Origin of the sequence: Microcoleus sp. Pol7_B2, assembly GCF_036701035.1 — a bacterium.
Lineage (GTDB): Bacteria > Cyanobacteriota > Cyanobacteriia > Cyanobacteriales > Microcoleaceae > Microcoleus.
Window position 1 is genome coordinate 29,181 of record NZ_JAUBQB010000057.1, and the last position, 17,000, is coordinate 46,180.

The following is a 17,000-nucleotide window of genomic DNA, read 5'->3' on the forward strand; positions in this document are numbered from 1 at the left end:
TCTCAAATATTAAATCCTATGACAGTCGATATTTTAATCCTCTCCAACGGCCCCGGAGAATTGGCAACTTGGGTGCGTCCCGCCGTGCAAGCTTTGCGCGAGCAATTGCGAAACGCGGGCACTCAAGCGCGAATCTCCGTAGTGCTGTCCCCCTGTCCGCACGCCACCGGGAAAGAAGCAGAAATAGCCTGTTCCTACCCAGAAGTGGACAGAGTGCAGGCGCCGGAGCATTTTTTTCCATTCCTATTATCTGGCAAAACTGCTGAAAATTGGGATTGGCACGAAACAGGAGTTGTTTTATTTTTAGGCGGCGATCAATTTTTTACGGTTGTTATTGGCAAAAGGCTAAAATATCGCACTGTTATTTATGCTGAATGGGACGCGCGGTGGTATCGCTGGATTGACAAATTTGCGGCGATGAAACCGGAAGTTTTTGCTAAAATTCCCGAAAAATATGCTAAGAAATTTACAGTTGTCGGAGATTTGATCGCCGAAGTAGGGAACGGGAAATCGGGCAGGGCGGGTACGGGGGCACCGCCCCTACGGAAAATAGAATTAATTGGATTGTTGCCCGGTTCTAAAGCGGCAAAATTAGCTTTAGGTGTACCGTTATGTTTGTCGATCGCCCAATCCATCCACCGCATCCGCCCTGATACTCGCTTTGTAATTCCCGTTGCTCCTACCATAGATGTGCAAACTCTAGCAGGTTTTGCAGACCCTGAACAAAATCCCTGCCTGCATTTATTTGAAAACGCCAGCGCCGAACTTCATTTAACAGAACGACCGTTTTTGCAGACAGCAAATAACTTGCAAGTAGAACTTTGGACGCAGACGCCAGCCTACGATTTGCTATCAGAATGCAGCCTGTGTTTAACTACTGTGGGAGCGAATACTGCCGAATTGGGTTCGTTAGCCGTACCGATGATTGTTTTGATTCCGACGCAGCAATTGGATGCGATGAAAGCTTGGGATGGTTTGCCGGGATTGCTGGCAAATTTGCCGTTAGTCGGTTCAGCTTTTGCGACTGCGATTAATTGGCTAATCTGGCAATTGGGAAAGGGAAAGCTTTATGCTTGGCCGAATATTTGGGCACAGGAGGAGATTGTGCCGGAGTTAATTGGAAAGTTGGAACCGAAGGTAATAGCTCAATTGGCGATCGACTATTTGAGCCATCCTGAAAAATTAGCACAAATAGGCGATCGCTTGCGTGCGGTTCGAGGAGAATCGGGGGCCGCGAAAAAAATTGCTGAGTTGGTTTGTGAAGAAATTGAGGTGCAATCTAATTGTCATAAGAATTAGATTTTTTTATTTTTAACCGCAGATGTCGGCAGATAAACGCGGATGAACGCAGATTTAATACAGATTAATTGGTGGAAACAGGCAAAAGAAAACTTATTTTCTCTTGCCTATTTATTATCCCAAAACTGGATTTGATCTCAAGTTAAGGTCGATCGTGCTTAGCAATCACCCAAACAGCGTGAATGATGCCGGGAATAAAGCCCAAAAACGTGAGAACCAGGTTGATCCAAAAATCAGTACCGATGCCGACAGTCAAAAATACGCCCAGGGGGGGAAGAAAAATGGCAGCGACTATGCGAATTAAATTGTTCATCTCAGTTACTCCCAACAAGTTTTCTCTTTCAATTTAACTTCACTGACTGACAGAGCCTTTCCCGAAAAACTTAGGCGGTGCAGCCATAGTGTAAACTTCTGTTTCCGAGGCGATTACCTGCCGCAAGTGACCGGGAACTTGCATCAATCCCAACAGCGTAATCCCATCCAACATCCGCAAACCGCCTGTTGTTTTCTCGGCGAGTAATTTGTCAGTAACTTCGGGTTCGGGCCGCGTATTTATTTCTTGAGTTGAAGCTACGGCAAAACCCCAAGGAGCTCCGTAAGTAGAAATAAAGCTGGTGCAGGATTGAACGTTGGGGAAAACAGATTTCAGGGTATTTACAATGCGAGCGTGCATTTTCATTTCTGCCGGAGAAACTGGACCCGCTTGCACTACGAAATATCCGTTAGGCGACATTACCTTGCGAACTTTCTCAAAATACTCTTTGGTAAACAACTGGAAAGATGGGCCTTCTTCAATGGGATCGGACAAGTCAGAAATGACAATATCCCAATCATTGTCAGTTTTATCTAAATAGTCCAAAGCATCGCCGATTACTACTTCGCAGCGGGGGTCATCAAAGGCATTTTGGTGCATTTCGGGCAGGTGTTCGCGGCAAGCTTCTACTACTTCGCCGTCAATGTCGATCATCACGACTTTTTCAACTGTTTTCCAGCGCAGCACTTCTCTAATTGTAGCTCCTTCTCCGCCGCCGAGAACGAGGACTTTTTTGGGTGAACCGTGACAAATCATGGCTGGGTGCACTAGGGGTTCGTGGTACAGAAACTCGTCGCCTGTACAAGATTGCCACTTACCGTCTAAAACTAAGCCTTTGCCGTAAGTACCGGTCTGAACGACATACATTTCTTGATAGGCTGTTTTCTTGTAAGCGAGCACCGCGATGACGCCGTGAACGTAAATATCCCAAGGGGTAATGTACTCGCTCATCCAAAAATCGGCACGAACTTCGCTACCTGACATCAATTACTCTCCAAATATAAACGGCTGTGTCGATGTTGTCACAAGTAGTAGTTATTAGCACAAAATGGTGCGGGTGTGTGAGTACGATCGACACATTAAAGCGAGATTTCTCAGCAATGCTATAGTGTGATTGCGTTCTGGGAGAGAGCAACGAGCTTGTTACTTGAGATTGCTTGTGGGCGATCGCGCGCCCAGCCGATCGCACTTTTCCCGTCGCCCCCGGTCGATCGCACTCACATTTAATATTTTCGCTTTGCATTGCCGACGGGTTTTGTACAAAGGTTGTCTGAATCGGGCAATTTTTCGCGCTGGGCCCGCCTTTATAAGTTTGCGATCGCCCTGCTTATTTACCAATAATCGGATGAAAACCCTGCAAATGCGAGAACTCTGAATAAAAGTAGCGATCGGTTTTAACCAGATTTGTTATTAATATGTTGACATTATGAAGGTATCTTAGATAAGATTTTTAGATCGACCAAAATAAAGGAACTGTTGAAATTTTCGGACACAATTGGCGAGGCGATTTGTTCCAAAATTGTAACTAGGTAAAGGGTGCAACTAAATTTTCTAATAAAACTGTTCTGACACTATTTAGAGTTTCAAAATAATAGCCGATGGAACCAAGAGACTGGGAAAAAAGAATCAAAGAGCTGGAAAAGGAAAATCGACTTCTGCGGGAAAAACTCGAAAATTCGGAAACCGAACGCAGCAAATTACAAGCCCTTAATCAAAAAAAAGAATCTTTGCTAAAAAAGCTCACAGAGGAATTTAGATATTCCGAAAATATTTTAAAAGCAAAAATGTCTACACTAGAAAAAGCTCTGGAAAATCAGCAAACAACGCAGCTCAAATTGATCGAAGCCGAAAAAATGTCGGCTTTGGGCATTTTGGTAGCTGGTATTGCCCACGAAATCAACAATCCCGTTAACTTCATCTACGGCAATATTACCTATGTCAATGACTACGCAGGCGAGATTTTAACATTGCTCGCCATGTACCAGGATCGCTATCCCGAAATAGATGCAGAGATTGAAGCTTTTCTGGAAAAAATTGACCTCGACTTTCTGCGCGAAGATTTGTTGAAAACTCTTTCGTCAATGAAAGTTGGCTCCGAGCGCATCCGCGAAATTGTGTTGACTTTACGCAACTTTGCGCGGGTAGATGAAGGTGAAAAGAAACCAGTTAACATTCACGAAGGAATTGACAGCACCTTGTTAATTTTGCAGCATTTAACTAAAGAAAAACCAGGTCAGTCGGCTATAAAAGTTATTAAAAGTTATGGATCTTTGCCCAAGGTAGAGTGTTATGCTGGGCAATTAAATCAGGTGTTTATGAACATCATTAATAATGCTGTGGATGCCCTGCGGGAGCGAGAGCAAAACTCTTCACTGGACGAGATAGAAGCCAACCCTATCCAGATGAGCATTACTACTTCTATTATTTCCGAAAATTTGGCAAGAATTAGTATCAAAGATAATGGTCTGGGAATGAATGAAGCTGTAAAAGCGAAAATTTTCGATCCGTTTTTTACCACCAAAACAGTTGGTCACGGGACGGGTTTGGGATTGTCAATTAGCTATCAGATTGTTGTGGACAAACACGGCGGGAGGTTGGAGTGCATCTCCGCAATTGGAGAAGGGACTGAATTGGTGATCGAGATTCCGATCGCCAATTCCCGCAGCTAAGATCGATCGATCGAGCTAAACTGAGGGATAATGAAAACTCCCTTTGACCGCGGCTCCTCCTAGTTTGATGTGCAACCCTATGTCTACTGTCACTTTTGGTTTGTCAACCCCTATAGCGGCAGAGGCCGGGGCATCCTACGGCAGCAGCGAACCGCCACAGCGCCCCACCGTGCGGGCAGAGTGGATCGAGGTATTGGTGGACTCTCCTTTCAGGGTTGCGGGGGACTCCGCTGGGGAGGAAAATAAGTTATTTACCTATCGTTTACCTGCGGAACTTACCGTGCAACCAGGGGATATTTTGAGTGTACCCTTTGGCAGTCAACAGGTAGGCGCGATCGCGATTCGGTTCATTTCTCAACTGCAGCCAGACTTAGATCCGGCGCGAGTTAAAGATGTCGAAGATGTTGTCAGTACGGGATTTTTCCCACCGACTTACTGGGAATTACTCGAACGCACTGCCACTTATTATTGCACACCATTAATTCAAGTAATTAGAGCCTCCCTGCCGCCCGGTTTGTTAAGCCGTTCCGTGCGCCGAATTCGCTTAATTAAGGACGCAATTTCTCCGAATGCCGAAACATTTCTCAATCCCGCCGCGAGTCAAATTTTACAGTTGCTGCAAGCTCAAAAAAACGGCGATTACGCTTGGAAATATCTCCAGGGGCAAGTCAAGGGAAGCTATCGGGGATTGCAAGATTTATTGAAACGCGGTTGGGTAGAAAGTTATGTAGAACCTCCCCATACTCCCAAACCACAACTCAAACCTGCAGTGACATTAATTGCTAGTGCATTTGTCACAGATTTAACCAAGCGGCAACAAGAAGTATTGGAAGTTTTGCGCCGGGGTGGCGGTGAAATGTGGCTGAACGATTTGCTGAGAATTTGCAGCGCGAGTCCTTCGGTAGTCAAAAAAATAGAAGAAAAAGGCTGTGTTGTTATCGATCAAAGGGAAGTGCTCAGGGGCGATCGCGGAATTGCTCAATTGCCGGATTCACCGAAGACTTTAACTCATTCTCAAGCTGAAGCTTTAGCGTTTATTAACTCTTTTTCGGGATTCCGTCAAGTGCTGCTGCACGGCGTTACAGGTTCCGGGAAAACCGAAGTGTATTTGCAGGCGATCGCCCCCATCTTAGCCAGCGGCAAATCCGCCCTCGTACTCGTTCCCGAAATCGGTCTCACACCACAACTTACCGATCGATTCCGAGCCCGTTTTGGCGAGCAAATTTGCGTGTACCACAGCGCTCTATCCGAGGGCGAACGTTACGATACATGGCGTCAGATGCTGACTGGAACATTGCAAATTGTCATCGGCACGCGATCGGCGATTTTTGCGCCTTTACCTCACCTCGGCTTAATTATCCTCGATGAAGAACACGACAGCAGCTTCAAACAAGACGAACGAGCCCCCTGCTACCACGCCCGCACCATTGCCAAATGGCGCGCCGAATTAGAAAATTGTCCCTTAATTTTAGGTTCCGCAACGCCAGCTTTAGAGACTTTTGTCGGGACGCGAAGAGATTATTATTCCTTACCAAATATCCATTATTTATCATTGCCCGATCGCATTTATTCGCGCCCGATGCCGCCTGTGGAAATAGTCGATATGCGCCAAGAATTGCGGCAAGGGAACCGCTCAATTTTCAGCGCTTCCCTGCAAAACGCCCTCGAACAATTGCGAGCTAGACAACAGCAAGGTATTCTATTTATTCACAGAAGAGGACACAGTACCTTTGTGTCTTGTCGGAGTTGCGGGTATGTGATGGAATGCCCGAACTGCGATGTTTCCCTGTCTTATCACCACGTCGGCGAAGCAACCGCAGAAATATTGCGCTGTCACTACTGCAACCACACGGAACGACACCCCCAAAACTGTCCGGAATGCAGTTCTCCTTACTTCAAAAACTTTGGCAGCGGTACTCAGCGAGTCGAACAGGAATTAACGAGATTATTTCCAGAATTGCGGGCAATTCGGTTTGACAGCGATACGACTAGAAATAAGGGCGATCACCGCCGATTGTTAACGCAATTTGCCAATGGGGAAGCTGACATTTTGTTGGGTACGCAAATGCTGACGAAAGGGTTAGATTTAGCTGGAGTCACATTGGTGGGAGTTGTGTCTGCTGATGGGTTGCTGAACTTATCGGATTATCGGGCCAGCGAACGAGCTTTTCAAACATTAACTCAAGTCGCGGGCCGTGCGGGCAGAGGCGACGATCCGGGGCGGGTAATTATTCAAACTTACACTCCCGAACACCGGGTAATTCAAGCAGTTAGGCGGCACGAATATGCAGATTTTGTGGAAACCGAATTAGCAGAAAGAGCAGCGCTGAATTATCCACCTTCGGGGCGGCTGGTATTGTTGCGATTGAGCAGTGTAGATGCGGCAGAAGTGGCGGTGACGGCGGTACAATTGGCGTCGGTTTGTCAGGAGTATATTGAGCGATTGTCTGTACCGGGGTGTGAGTTGTTGGGGCCTGCACCTGCGGCGATTATGCGGGTGGCAAATCGGTATCGGTGGCAGATTTTGTTGAAGTTGCCTTTGGATGAGTCGGTGGATTTGTCGGATTTGATCGGATTGCGCGATCGCACGCCGCGTTCTGTTAGTTTAACTATTGATGTCGATCCGTTGAATTTTGGTTGAGGCTTATTGGTGGGGTGGGGGCGGGTTTATATAGATTGTTAGTCAGCCTCAAATATGGTTGGTAAAACCCGCCCCTACCAGTTATCGTAGGGGCGGGTTTCACGGTTTCACCAACCATCTATGGCGGAAACCAACAATCTAATAAACCCGCCCCCGCCCAACGAACAAATGTTTTATGGGGACAAAATTATGAAATACGATCGCAACAAACACCACCGCCGCTCAATTCGCCTACCAGGATATGATTATAGGACTCCCGGCGCTTATTTTATCACTATTTGCAGTTGGCAGCGCGAATGTTTATTCGGCGAAGTTATTAATGATAAAATGCAATTGAGTCCCTATGGTAAAACTGTTTTATTCAATTGGAGTATTCTTCCCAAACGTTACCAAAACGTAGCATTAGACAATTTTATTGTGATGCCAAATCACCTTCATGGAATTATTGTTTTGAAAGGCAGCCCAGAAACAAATTATACAGAATCACATAAATTGGGGCTGATAAAATCAAAAATCCATCCTTTGTCGGAAATTGTGCGGGGTTTGAAAACATCTTCAGCACGGCGAATTAACCAAATGCGATATGTGAGTGGCGTATCGGTATGGCAGCGCGGTTATTACGAACATATCATCCGCAATGAAGAATCATTATTTGCCATTCGCGAATATATAATTAATAATCCTTTGGTGTGGGGAAAAGATGAATTGTATCCTCATAATTTAGTCAAAATTAATGAATCTAGTCCATTGGCGATCGAATGGAATGGTAAATCTTATATACAGTCGATCGTCATGTAATATTATGTCGATGGATTTGTAGGGGCGGGTTTCACCAACCCTCTATGCCTAAAAAAACAATATAATAAACCCGCCCCGCCCAACGGTAAATCCGAATCTACATTTTTTTATGCGATCGAACATCAGGTTAATCTGGGTTATTGGTTGGGTGGGGGCGGGTTTTTATAGATTGTTTGTATTCATCAAATATTGTTGGTAAAACCCGCCCCTACAGCGGATCGTAGGGGCGGGTTTTACCAACCATTTATGTTAGAAACCAACAATCTAATAAACCCGCTCCCGCTCGGGCAACTAAGGCAAATCAGTGCTCCCCATCAGATAAAGGTCGCACTCCCGGGCCACGCCGCGCCCTTCGTTAATCGCCCAAACCACCAAACTTTGTCCCCGGCGACAGTCACCAGCCGCGAAAACTCCCGGAATGCTGGTTGTATATTTTTCGTGCTCGGCTTTCACGTTGCTGCGCGCGTCCCGTTCCAATCCCAGCGCATCCAGCAAAGGCTGTTCCGGGCCGAGGAAGCCCATCGCTAGCAAGACAAGCTGTGCCGGCAACACTTTTTCCGTGCCCGGGATGTGTTTCGGAATAAACTGGCCTTTCTCGTTTTTCGTCCACTCCACCTCAACGGTGTGCACGGCTTTGACATTGCCGTTTTCGTCGCCCTCGAACTTGGTCGCCGTGGTGAGATAGCCGCGCGGGTCGTCGCCGAATTTGGCTGCTGCTTCTTCTTGGCCGTAGTCGAGGCGGTAGACTTTCGGCCATTCGGGCCAGGGATTGTTGGCCGCCCGTTCTGAGGGCGGTTTCGGCAGGATTTCTAGCTGTACCAGGCTTTTGCAGCCGTGGCGGATGGAGGTGCCCACGCAGTCGGTGCCGGTGTCGCCGCCGCCGATAATCACGATATCTTTGCCTTCGGCGGAGATGAAGTTATCGTTGGTGCTCTTGTCTAAAAGTGCTTTGGTGTTGGCTGTCAGGAAGTCCATTGCGAAATGGATGCCTTTTAATTCCCGGCCCGGGATGTCCAAGTCGCGAGGTTTGGTGGCGCCGGTACAGAGCACAACGGAGTCGTATTCTTTTAGCAGTTGTTCTGCTGGTAAGTCTTTGCCGACTTCGGTGTTGCAGACGAATGTCACGCCTTCGTCTTCGAGGACTTTGAGGCGGCGCATCACGACTTGTTCTTTGTCTAGCTTCATGTTGGGGATGCCATACATTAGCAGGCCGCCTGGTCGATCGGCTCTTTCGTATACTGTTACCCAATGACCGGCTTTGTTGAGTTGCGCGGCGGCGGACAAACCGGCAGGGCCAGAACCGATGACGGCGATTTTTTTGCCGGTGCGTTTGGCTGGCGGTTCGGCAGTAACCCAGCCTTCATCCCAGCCTTTATCGATAATTGCGGCTTCGATGTTTTTAATCGTCACCGGCGGGTTGTTGATGCCGAGCACGCAAGCGCCTTCGCAGGGTGCGGGACAGACGCGGCCGGTGAATTCGGGGAAATTGTTGGTTTTATGGAGTCTGTCTAGGGCTTCTTTCCAGAGTCCGCGATATACGAGGTCGTTCCATTCGGGGATGAGGTTGTTAATCGGGCAGCCGCTTGCCATGCCGCTGATAATTGTGCCCGTGTGGCAAAACGGAATGCCGCAATCCATGCAGCGCGCGCCTTGGGTGCGGAGTTTGTCCTCCTCCATCGGTAGGTGAAATTCGTCCCAGTTGTGGACTCTCTCGACTGGTGAGAGTTCGGAGGGCAATTCGCGCAAGAATTCGATAAAGCCTGTTGGTTTTCCCATAGTGGTGTTCTGGTTAGAATTTACTATTGTGGTAGTTTGTCAAAGCTGAAGCCTGTATGCTTATGAACTAACTATTGTCATATAAATTGTGGGCGATCGCACCTCAGATTGAGCAATTCCTACCTGAAATCTTCAATATCGCCGGGAGTCGGGGAATTGTCGGCAGACGTAAAATATAGAGCGACAGCAAAGAAACCGGGTTTTTTACGCGGATTAAAGGTTTTAAAGGTTTTGATGCAGTATTTTCGTCCATCAAACCCGGTTTCTGCGTAATTTCAGCATTGCTTATTCTGGGACGATCGCATTTACCGCTACAGCCACATCTCGAAACGCTGACGGCTTAACTCGGACGGCCCGCCAGCCTCAACTTTGAAACGCAGTCCCCATCAGGAGGGCATCGAGATCCTATACAAAAAGTTACAGACCTTGCAAAATATTATTTTCAGGATATACTACTGTAAATCTGTCAGATAAGCGGAGTTTACTTTTGGAACTCCAAAAATAGGTAAACAAACTCATGAGCATTACAATTCGGAACGTATCGAAACACTTCGGCTCCTTCCACGCAATTGACAACGTGAATTTGGAAATTAAAAGGGGATCTTTAGTCGCGCTGTTGGGGCCTTCCGGTTCCGGGAAATCGACTCTGCTGAGGATGATCGCGGGGTTAGAACCGCCGGACAGCGGTGAGATTTACCTGACGGGTGAAAATGCTACTCATCAGTCGGTGCAGGAACGCCATATCGGTTTTGTGTTTCAGCACTACGCTTTATTCAAACACATGACTATTCGGAAAAATATTGCTTTTGCGATGGAAATTCGCAAAGTTGCTAAAGGTTCTATTAGCAGGCGGGTTGATGAACTTTTGGAGTTAGTGCAGTTGACAGGTTTGGGCGATCGCTATCCTTCGCAACTTTCCGGCGGCCAGCGGCAGCGGGTTGCTTTGGCCAGAGCTCTCGCAGTTCAACCAAAAGTGCTGCTGCTAGACGAACCTTTTGGAGCATTAGATGCTAAAGTCCGCAAAGAATTGCGATCGTGGCTGCACAACCTTCACAAAGAAGTTAACATAACCACAGTTTTTGTGACTCACGACCAAGAAGAAGCTATGGAAGTAGCCGATGAAATTGTGGTGATGAACAAAGGTAGAGTCGAACAAGTTGGCACTCCTGCTGAAATTTACGACAAACCGGCGTCAGCTTTTGTGATGAGTTTTATTGGGCCTGTCAATGTACTCTCGAATGCTGCGGGTTTGTTCGCCAGCCACGCCCCAACGCCTCGCCATAATGGCGCCGCTCATTCAGAATTAGTGTTTTTGCGCCCCCACGACGTGGAAATTAAAACTAAACCGGAGTCGGGTTTTTCATTAGCAAAAGTCAGCCGCATCATTCATTTAGGCCGGGAAATACAAACCGAGTTAGTGTTAGAATCCGAGCAGGTAGTAACAGCTTACGTCAGTCGCGAGCGCTTCGATTCTCTACAGTTAACGCGAGATCAGCAAGTTTACGTCAAGCCCAAACACGCGATGACTTTTCCTGCTTATTCAATTTAAATCAGCGACTGCATCTTACTCAAAATACTATCCGGGCGCTTCTACAAAACACTGCTCCCACATCGTTACCAGGCTTGTGCCTGGTAATGCTGTCTCGTGGCTCCAAACCGGAGGCAGAGCCTCCTGAAATTCATTCCCAGGCAGAGCCTGAGAACGAGAAAAACGAGAAATCCCAGGCAGAGGCTGGAAGAACTAGAAAAAAGATAGGTGAAGAATATGACTGCTAACAAATTCAAGAATTTAGCAACTAGCACTTTACTTAGTTATCGCCGTTACCTCCAGGCAGGATTAACACTTTGTGCAGGATTTGGACTGTCTGCGATCGCCTCTTCAGTTGCGTACAATTGGGAATACAAATCCATGCAAGCCGAACTGCAAGACAGGCTAGACAAAATAGCTACAGACATTCAGAGAGATGTTAGCGGCAATTTAGAAATAATTCGTGCTGCTGGAGCATTTTACAGCGTATTTGACGGCGTTAAAAAACCAGAAATGAAGACATTTGTGGGTTCTGCCCTGTACCGCCATCCGAGCCTGAAGGCGATCGCTTGGCTGCCCAGTGTTTCTGACTCTCCGCAATTCCTGACTGATGAAATAGATTTAGGTTTAGATTTGACTGCCAACCGGCTAGCGTTAGAAAAAGCCGTCAAAAGACAAGAAATTATCGCGACTGACCGCCAAAAATTGTCTTCACAAAATCAACCAAGCGTCTTCGTCTTTATGCCAATTTTTAGTCAAATTTCTGCTGGCGACATCGGCGGCGAATGGTCACAAAAATTACCTCCTAGAAATCCAGAAAATTTGAAAGGTTTTGCTTTGGGAATTTTGCTCGTTGATGCTATTGTTAAGTCAGCTTTACAGGAAACTGAACTCAACTTTGTTAATGTGTATCTTCAAGATGCTATGGCTCCTGAAGCAGAAAGATTTCTCGCTTTTTACGAAGCAAAGACTAAAAGGATCGTCACCGACGAAAACATTAAAAACCAACTTCAAATTGGGGAAAGAGCTTACTGCCCGGATGGCAGCAGTTGCACCCGCATTCTCAATATTGAAAATCGCAGGTGGTTGCTGCAACTGCGGCTAACGCCAGAGTACATTAATCCTCTAAGATTTTGGCGTTCTTTGACTGTTTTAATTTTTGGGACAATCTTAACTTTGGCGGCGACACTTTATCTAATGAGCTTGTGGAATTATACCGCTTTAATTGAAAAAATAGCAGCAGAACGCACAGCTAAATCTCAAAGGCTTGAACAAACTTTGCAAGAGTTGCAGCAAACTCAAAGCCAACTGATTCAGCAGGAAAAAATGTCTAGTTTGGGTTTATTAGTCGCTGGTGTCGCCCACGAAGTGAACAATCCTATTAGTTTTATTTACGGCAATATCCACCACGCCAGCGCATATACTAGCGATTTGTTGGAGTTGGTAAAACTCTACCAAAAATACTATTTATACCCTCCGGCGGAAATTTTAGATTATTTAGAAAAGGCTGACTTTGAATTTCTCAGCAAAGATTTGCCGCAACTGCTGTCTTCAATGAAAATAGGAGCAGATCGCATTGTTCAAATAGTCCAATCTTTGCGGAATTTCTCTCGCTTAGATGAAAGCGAAATGAAACCTGTTAACATCCATGAAGGCATTGACAGCACTCTGCTAATTCTGCAAAGTCGCCTGAAAGCTACAGGCGATCGCCCGCCGATCGAGATTGTTAAAAACTACGGCAATTTACCTTTAGTAGAGTGCTATGCCGGACAATTAAACCAGGTGTTTATGAATATTCTGGCTAATGCGATCGACGCCCTTGAGAGTTACAACCTCGATCGCGGGTCCAAAGCAGCGAAAGCCAATCCGATCGCGATCGCCATAACCACAGAATATTCAACCCCTGACAAAATAATTGTGCGGATATCTGACAACGGCCCCGGTATGGCAGAAAATGTCAAAAAACGGCTGTTCGACCCCTTCTTTACGACGAAACCGGTCGGAAAAGGGACAGGATTGGGACTGTCCATCAGCTATAAAATTGTCGTAGAAAAGCACAAGGGTGCGCTGCGCTGCGATTCGACGCCGGGATTGGGGACGGAATTCTCGATCGAGATTCCGCTGCGGCAAGAAGTCAGACAAGCTGTACCGTTTGTTTCGCGGAAAATATCCGAGGCAGCTTAGAAAGGCTGGGGAAGGAAAATTTTTTTCTCATAAACTACTGTAATTCGGTCGAGTTACAGTATTATATGTAATAATGCCACAACCACTACTGCATAAAGCAGCTTAAATTGTCGGCAGTGCCGAGGCTGTATAACCAAAACACGGCGAGACTAAATATGTTCACTGACTTGCAAATTATTTACGAACGCGACCCGGCGGCGCGCAACTGGCTGGAAGTATTATTTTGCTATCCCGGACTGCAAGCACTTTTTTTGCACCGGACAGCAAACTGGCTTTATTCCGCTGGCCTGCCGTTTGTACCCCGCTTGATTTCGCAACTGAGCCGCTTTTTAACAGGTATTGAGATCCACCCAGGAGCAAAAATTGGTAGGGGGGTGTTTATCGACCACGGCATGGGGGTGGTAATTGGCGAAACTGCGATCGTTGGAGATTATGCTGTAATTTATCAAGGAGCGACCATTGGCGGCACGGGTAAAGAAATAGGAAAACGGCATCCGACGCTGGGAGAAAATGTAGTTGTGGGAGCGGGTGCTAAAGTTTTAGGCAATATTCAAATTGGCAATAATGCTCGGATTGGTGCGGGTTCGGTAGTGCTGCGGGATGTCCCTAGCGATTGCACTGTTGTGGGAATTCCCGGTCGCATTATCTCTCGGAAAAAGCAGGCGGAAGATGGTCAAAATTCTCAAGGTCTACCGGATTTGGAAGCTCAAGCGATTCGAGCTTTGTTCGATAGAATTAAGGATTTAGAAGAGCAGGTTGCTTTTTTGAAATCTCAACAATCTTCGCTCAAAACAACTCAATCAGAGCAAGCAGAGGTCGAAAAACATGAATTATTTCTGTCTTCTGATTTATTCATTACACAGTTTTTAGACGGTGCAGGAATCTAGTAAAGCTTTAATTTATATAGATTTTTGCCAGCCACACTATCTTGCTGTCATTGGACAAACTAACTTTTATTCTTTCACTAACTGGCTATGACTATTGCTTCTCTTTCCACTAAAACTTTTGATGAAACGAGCAGACATATATTTTCTCGCCGCTCGCACTTGCCCAACAGAAGCAATGCTCTGTGGCGAATTGAAAGTGGAGTAGTGCGAACTGTAACGTGGCTTGAAGATGGCACAATTATCACCTTGGGATTGTGGGGGCCTGGTGATACGATCGGCAAAGCGATATCAAAATGCGATCCTTTTCAAATTGAATGCCTCACTAAAGTCGAGGCAATTTTGCTATCGGGCGATCGCTGGCTAAATAGAGATATTTTGCTCAACCACATTCAGCAGGCTGAAGACTTTATGGTAATGCGAGGTTACAAAAGAGTTGATTTTATGCTCTATCAACTATTAACTTGGCTGGCTAAGAGGTTTGGTTCTGAGGTAGAGCGAGGACATCTTATCGATATGATTTTAACGCATCAGGACATTGCAGAAATCATCGGTACAAGTCGCGTAACTGTCACTCGCACCCTGGGTCATTTTGAGCAGCAAGGCTTGATCGATCGTCTGCCGCTCCACCGGATTATTCTACAACCTTCCGAGGTTTGGCACTACGAAATATAAAAGGTTATTAACTGTTAATTGTTTACTGGCGCCGATGTAGGTGATAGGAATGCGGTCGAAATATTTTTTTCGGTGACAATGCGATATTCGAGCAAATTCACAGTTTTCTAAACAAAAAATAATTTGTCTCGAATGTGCGTTAATTAAATTTTTCATCGACTCGTCAATAAGTTCAAAAGCAAAGGCGACGATCGCACTTGCTTTTTTCTTTGGGTTGATTTCTTTCTTCTCACTGCCGACAGATGCGATATCTCGCACCTGTTGACTACCCTTAAGTAGGTGAGTATGAATAAACTTAACGATGAGACAGCATATATCCACCTACCTACTTAATAGTTACTTTAAGGCGGCGGTATTGCCTTTAATATACTCGCTCCCTGCAACATTTGAGACTCTCCTGCTCTACCCGCTTCTGGGTCTTCCCAAGACGGTGCAAAGGGTGGAACCAAGAAGGAGCAAGCTTTCCACCCACCCTGTACCCCCACGCTTAGCATCAGGCAGTTTCCGCCCCTGTGCCCGTGCTGCTCGTAATACTGACAGTGCCGACAGCTTAAACCTACATTTACGTTGCTCACGGGATTTCTCCAACCGTTTTTGTAAAAATATACTAACACCTGTACACCTACCGGAATTGTGTACTATGATATAATGTACAATTTAAACTCGATCGCCAGTGGGGAATGTGGAACTATCTTCTAGAGTAGAATACGCCCTGTTAGCCCTCTTGGAACTGGCGAGCCACCACCCGAAGGATTCGCCCCTAACAGTAAACGAAATTACTGCTTCTCAAGAGATACCGGAACGCTATTTAGACCAAATTCTTGCCGTGCTGCGGCGTGCAAGTATTGTCCAGAGTCTGCGGGGCGCTAAAGGCGGTTATTTGCTAGCTAAAGAGCCTTGGCAGATTACTTTGCTAGAGGTGTTTTCGACTCTCGAAGGCGACGGCAGCGGCCCGACCCAAAAAGTTTCGGAATCTGTAACAATAGAAAAAACTGCGGTGCTAGAAATTTGGCAGGAAGCTCAACAGGCATCTTGGGCAGTTTTGGGCAAATACACATTACAAGATTTGTGCGAACAGCGGGATCTTCGCAAACAAGCACATCCCATGTACTACATTTAAATGGAGAGAAATTAAGCCATGAGAATTGCTAAGGATGTTACAGGAATAATTGGCAGAACTCCTTTAGTTCAGCTCAATAAAATTCCCCAAGCCGAAGGAGTAGTTGCTCAGATTGTGGCCAAATTGGAAGGGATGAATCCGGCTGCTTCGGTGAAAGATCGGATTGCCGCGAGCATGATTCAGGCTGCAGAAGAGGCGGGGTTAATTCAACCCGGAAAAACTATTTTAGTTGAACCGACTTCAGGCAATACCGGAATTGCTTTGGCAATGATCGCGGCGGCAAAAGGCTACCGTCTGATTTTAACTATGCCGGATACGATGAGTACGGAACGCCGATCGATGCTGAAAGCTTACGGAGCTCAGTTGGAATTAACTCCGGGACATGAAGGGATGTTAAGCGCGATCGCCCGTGCGGAAGAAATTGTAGAAGAAACCCCCGACGCTTTCATGCTGCAACAGTTTCGCAATCCCGCTAATCCAAAAATTCACCGGGAAACCACGGCCGAGGAAATTTGGGAAGATACAGAGGGTAAAGTAGATTTTTTAGTTGCTGGAGTTGGCACCGGCGGTACGATTACTGGAGTTGCTGAGGTAATTAAACAGCGGAAATCGAGTTTTAGGACGATCGCAGTTGAACCAGCCACCAGCCCCGTGCTTTCTGGAGGTAAATCTGGTGCTCACAAAATTCAAGGGATTGGTGCAGGATTCATCCCGGAAGTGTTGAAACCCGAGTTAATTGATGAGGTGATCGCAGTTAGCGACGCAGATGCGATCGCCTACAGCCGCCGACTTGCCAGAGAAGAAGGATTGTTGTCAGGAATTTCTGCAGGCGCCGCTTTGTATGCCGCAATTCAAGTCGGCAAGCGCCCGGAAAATGCTGGAAAATTGATAGTTTTTGTGCAGCCTTCTTATGGCGAACGCTACCTCAGTACAGTCTTGTTCAAAGATTTAGAATTGCCTTCAGTCCGCGAACTCGAATCATTAGTCAGCAATTATTAAATTGTAGTCGGGGCGAGCTTCATTACAGCGACATTGCTATCAGCTTAACCCGAAAGACCGCCAGGGAATTAATTCCCTGGCTCAAAGCGAAAGTCCTCTGAAGAGCACTAATGA

Annotated in this window: 15 protein-coding genes; 10 read left to right on the forward strand and 5 right to left on the reverse strand. The window is 46.4% G+C overall.

The genetic code is table 11. The annotated features are described in order from the left end of the window. Window positions 1-18 precede the first annotated feature (18 nt). Window positions 19-1,299, forward strand: coding sequence for a lipid-A-disaccharide synthase (locus QUA57_RS19930; RefSeq protein ID WP_333063210.1), 1,281 nt, complete (start codon window positions 19-21; stop codon window positions 1,297-1,299). A 142-nt stretch (window positions 1,300-1,441) separates the two neighbouring features. On the opposite strand, the gene QUA57_RS19935 is transcribed toward QUA57_RS19930, so the two are convergent. Genes QUA57_RS19935 through QUA57_RS19945 form a run of 3 tightly spaced genes read right to left on the reverse strand, consistent with a single transcriptional unit; the run spans window position 1,442 to window position 2,855 of the window. Further along, window positions 1,442-1,612, reverse strand: a complete 171-nt coding sequence (locus tag QUA57_RS19935; protein WP_333063209.1) for a YqaE/Pmp3 family membrane protein — start codon at window positions 1,610-1,612, stop codon at window positions 1,442-1,444. A 39-nt stretch (window positions 1,613-1,651) separates the two neighbouring features. After that, window positions 1,652-2,596, reverse strand: coding sequence for a fused MFS/spermidine synthase (locus QUA57_RS19940; RefSeq protein ID WP_333063208.1), 945 nt, complete (start codon window positions 2,594-2,596; stop codon window positions 1,652-1,654). Next, window positions 2,586-2,855 carry a hypothetical protein gene (locus tag QUA57_RS19945; RefSeq protein ID WP_333063207.1) on the reverse strand — a complete coding sequence of 90 codons (270 nt, stop codon included), beginning with the start codon at window positions 2,853-2,855 and terminating at the stop codon, window positions 2,586-2,588. The genes QUA57_RS19940 and QUA57_RS19945 overlap by 11 nt, the downstream gene beginning before the upstream one ends. Window positions 2,856-3,210: 355 nt before the next feature. On the opposite strand from QUA57_RS19945, the gene QUA57_RS19950 reads away from it, so the two are divergent. The 3 genes from QUA57_RS19950 (at window position 3,211) to QUA57_RS19960 (ending at window position 7,720) form a co-directional block, all read left to right on the forward strand. Continuing rightward, the gene (locus tag QUA57_RS19950; protein ID WP_333063206.1) at window positions 3,211-4,281 is read left to right on the forward strand and encodes an ATP-binding protein; all 1,071 of its coding nucleotides are present in this window, start codon (window positions 3,211-3,213) and stop codon (window positions 4,279-4,281) included. A 79-nt stretch (window positions 4,282-4,360) separates the two neighbouring features. Beyond that, entirely contained in the window at window positions 4,361-6,922 is a 2,562-nt protein-coding gene (gene priA, locus QUA57_RS19955; protein ID WP_333063204.1) for a primosomal protein N', read from the forward strand. Between the two features lie 189 nt (window positions 6,923-7,111). Beyond that, window positions 7,112-7,720 (forward strand): transposase, encoded by a 609-nt coding sequence (locus QUA57_RS19960; RefSeq protein ID WP_333063203.1) that lies wholly within the window; start codon window positions 7,112-7,114, stop codon window positions 7,718-7,720. Between the two features lie 291 nt (window positions 7,721-8,011). On the opposite strand, the gene gltD is transcribed toward QUA57_RS19960, so the two are convergent. Continuing rightward, entirely contained in the window at window positions 8,012-9,496 is a 1,485-nt protein-coding gene (gltD, locus tag QUA57_RS19965) for a glutamate synthase small subunit (RefSeq protein ID WP_333063202.1), read from the reverse strand. Between the two features lie 517 nt (window positions 9,497-10,013). On the opposite strand from gltD, the gene QUA57_RS19970 reads away from it, so the two are divergent. The 4 genes from QUA57_RS19970 (at window position 10,014) to QUA57_RS19985 (ending at window position 14,767) form a co-directional block, all read left to right on the forward strand. Next, window positions 10,014-11,045: a sulfate/molybdate ABC transporter ATP-binding protein gene (locus QUA57_RS19970; protein ID WP_333063201.1), complete on the forward strand. Its 1,032-nt coding sequence runs from the start codon at window positions 10,014-10,016 to the stop codon at window positions 11,043-11,045. A gap of 216 nt (window positions 11,046-11,261) precedes the next feature. Next, the gene (locus QUA57_RS19975; protein ID WP_333063200.1) at window positions 11,262-13,208 is read left to right on the forward strand and encodes an ATP-binding protein; all 1,947 of its coding nucleotides are present in this window, start codon (window positions 11,262-11,264) and stop codon (window positions 13,206-13,208) included. A gap of 155 nt (window positions 13,209-13,363) precedes the next feature. After that, complete coding sequence (gene cysE, locus QUA57_RS19980; protein ID WP_333063199.1) at window positions 13,364-14,095, forward strand: serine O-acetyltransferase; 732 nt, start codon at window positions 13,364-13,366, stop codon at window positions 14,093-14,095. Between the two features lie 87 nt (window positions 14,096-14,182). Further along, on the forward strand, window positions 14,183-14,767 hold the full coding sequence (locus QUA57_RS19985) for a Crp/Fnr family transcriptional regulator (protein WP_333063198.1): 585 nt from the start codon (window positions 14,183-14,185) through the stop codon (window positions 14,765-14,767). A 341-nt stretch (window positions 14,768-15,108) separates the two neighbouring features. Here QUA57_RS19985 and QUA57_RS19990 read toward each other — a convergent pair whose 3' ends face one another. Further along, complete coding sequence (locus QUA57_RS19990; protein ID WP_333063196.1) at window positions 15,109-15,342, reverse strand: hypothetical protein; 234 nt, start codon at window positions 15,340-15,342, stop codon at window positions 15,109-15,111. Window positions 15,343-15,449: 107 nt separating this feature from the next. On the opposite strand from QUA57_RS19990, the gene QUA57_RS19995 reads away from it, so the two are divergent. Together QUA57_RS19995 and cysK are read left to right on the forward strand one after the other, a co-directional pair. Continuing rightward, window positions 15,450-15,887, forward strand: a complete 438-nt coding sequence (locus QUA57_RS19995) for an Rrf2 family transcriptional regulator (RefSeq protein WP_333063195.1) — start codon at window positions 15,450-15,452, stop codon at window positions 15,885-15,887. A gap of 18 nt (window positions 15,888-15,905) precedes the next feature. After that, complete coding sequence (cysK, locus tag QUA57_RS20000; protein WP_333063193.1) at window positions 15,906-16,886, forward strand: cysteine synthase A; 981 nt, start codon at window positions 15,906-15,908, stop codon at window positions 16,884-16,886. Window positions 16,887-17,000 lie beyond the last annotated feature (114 nt).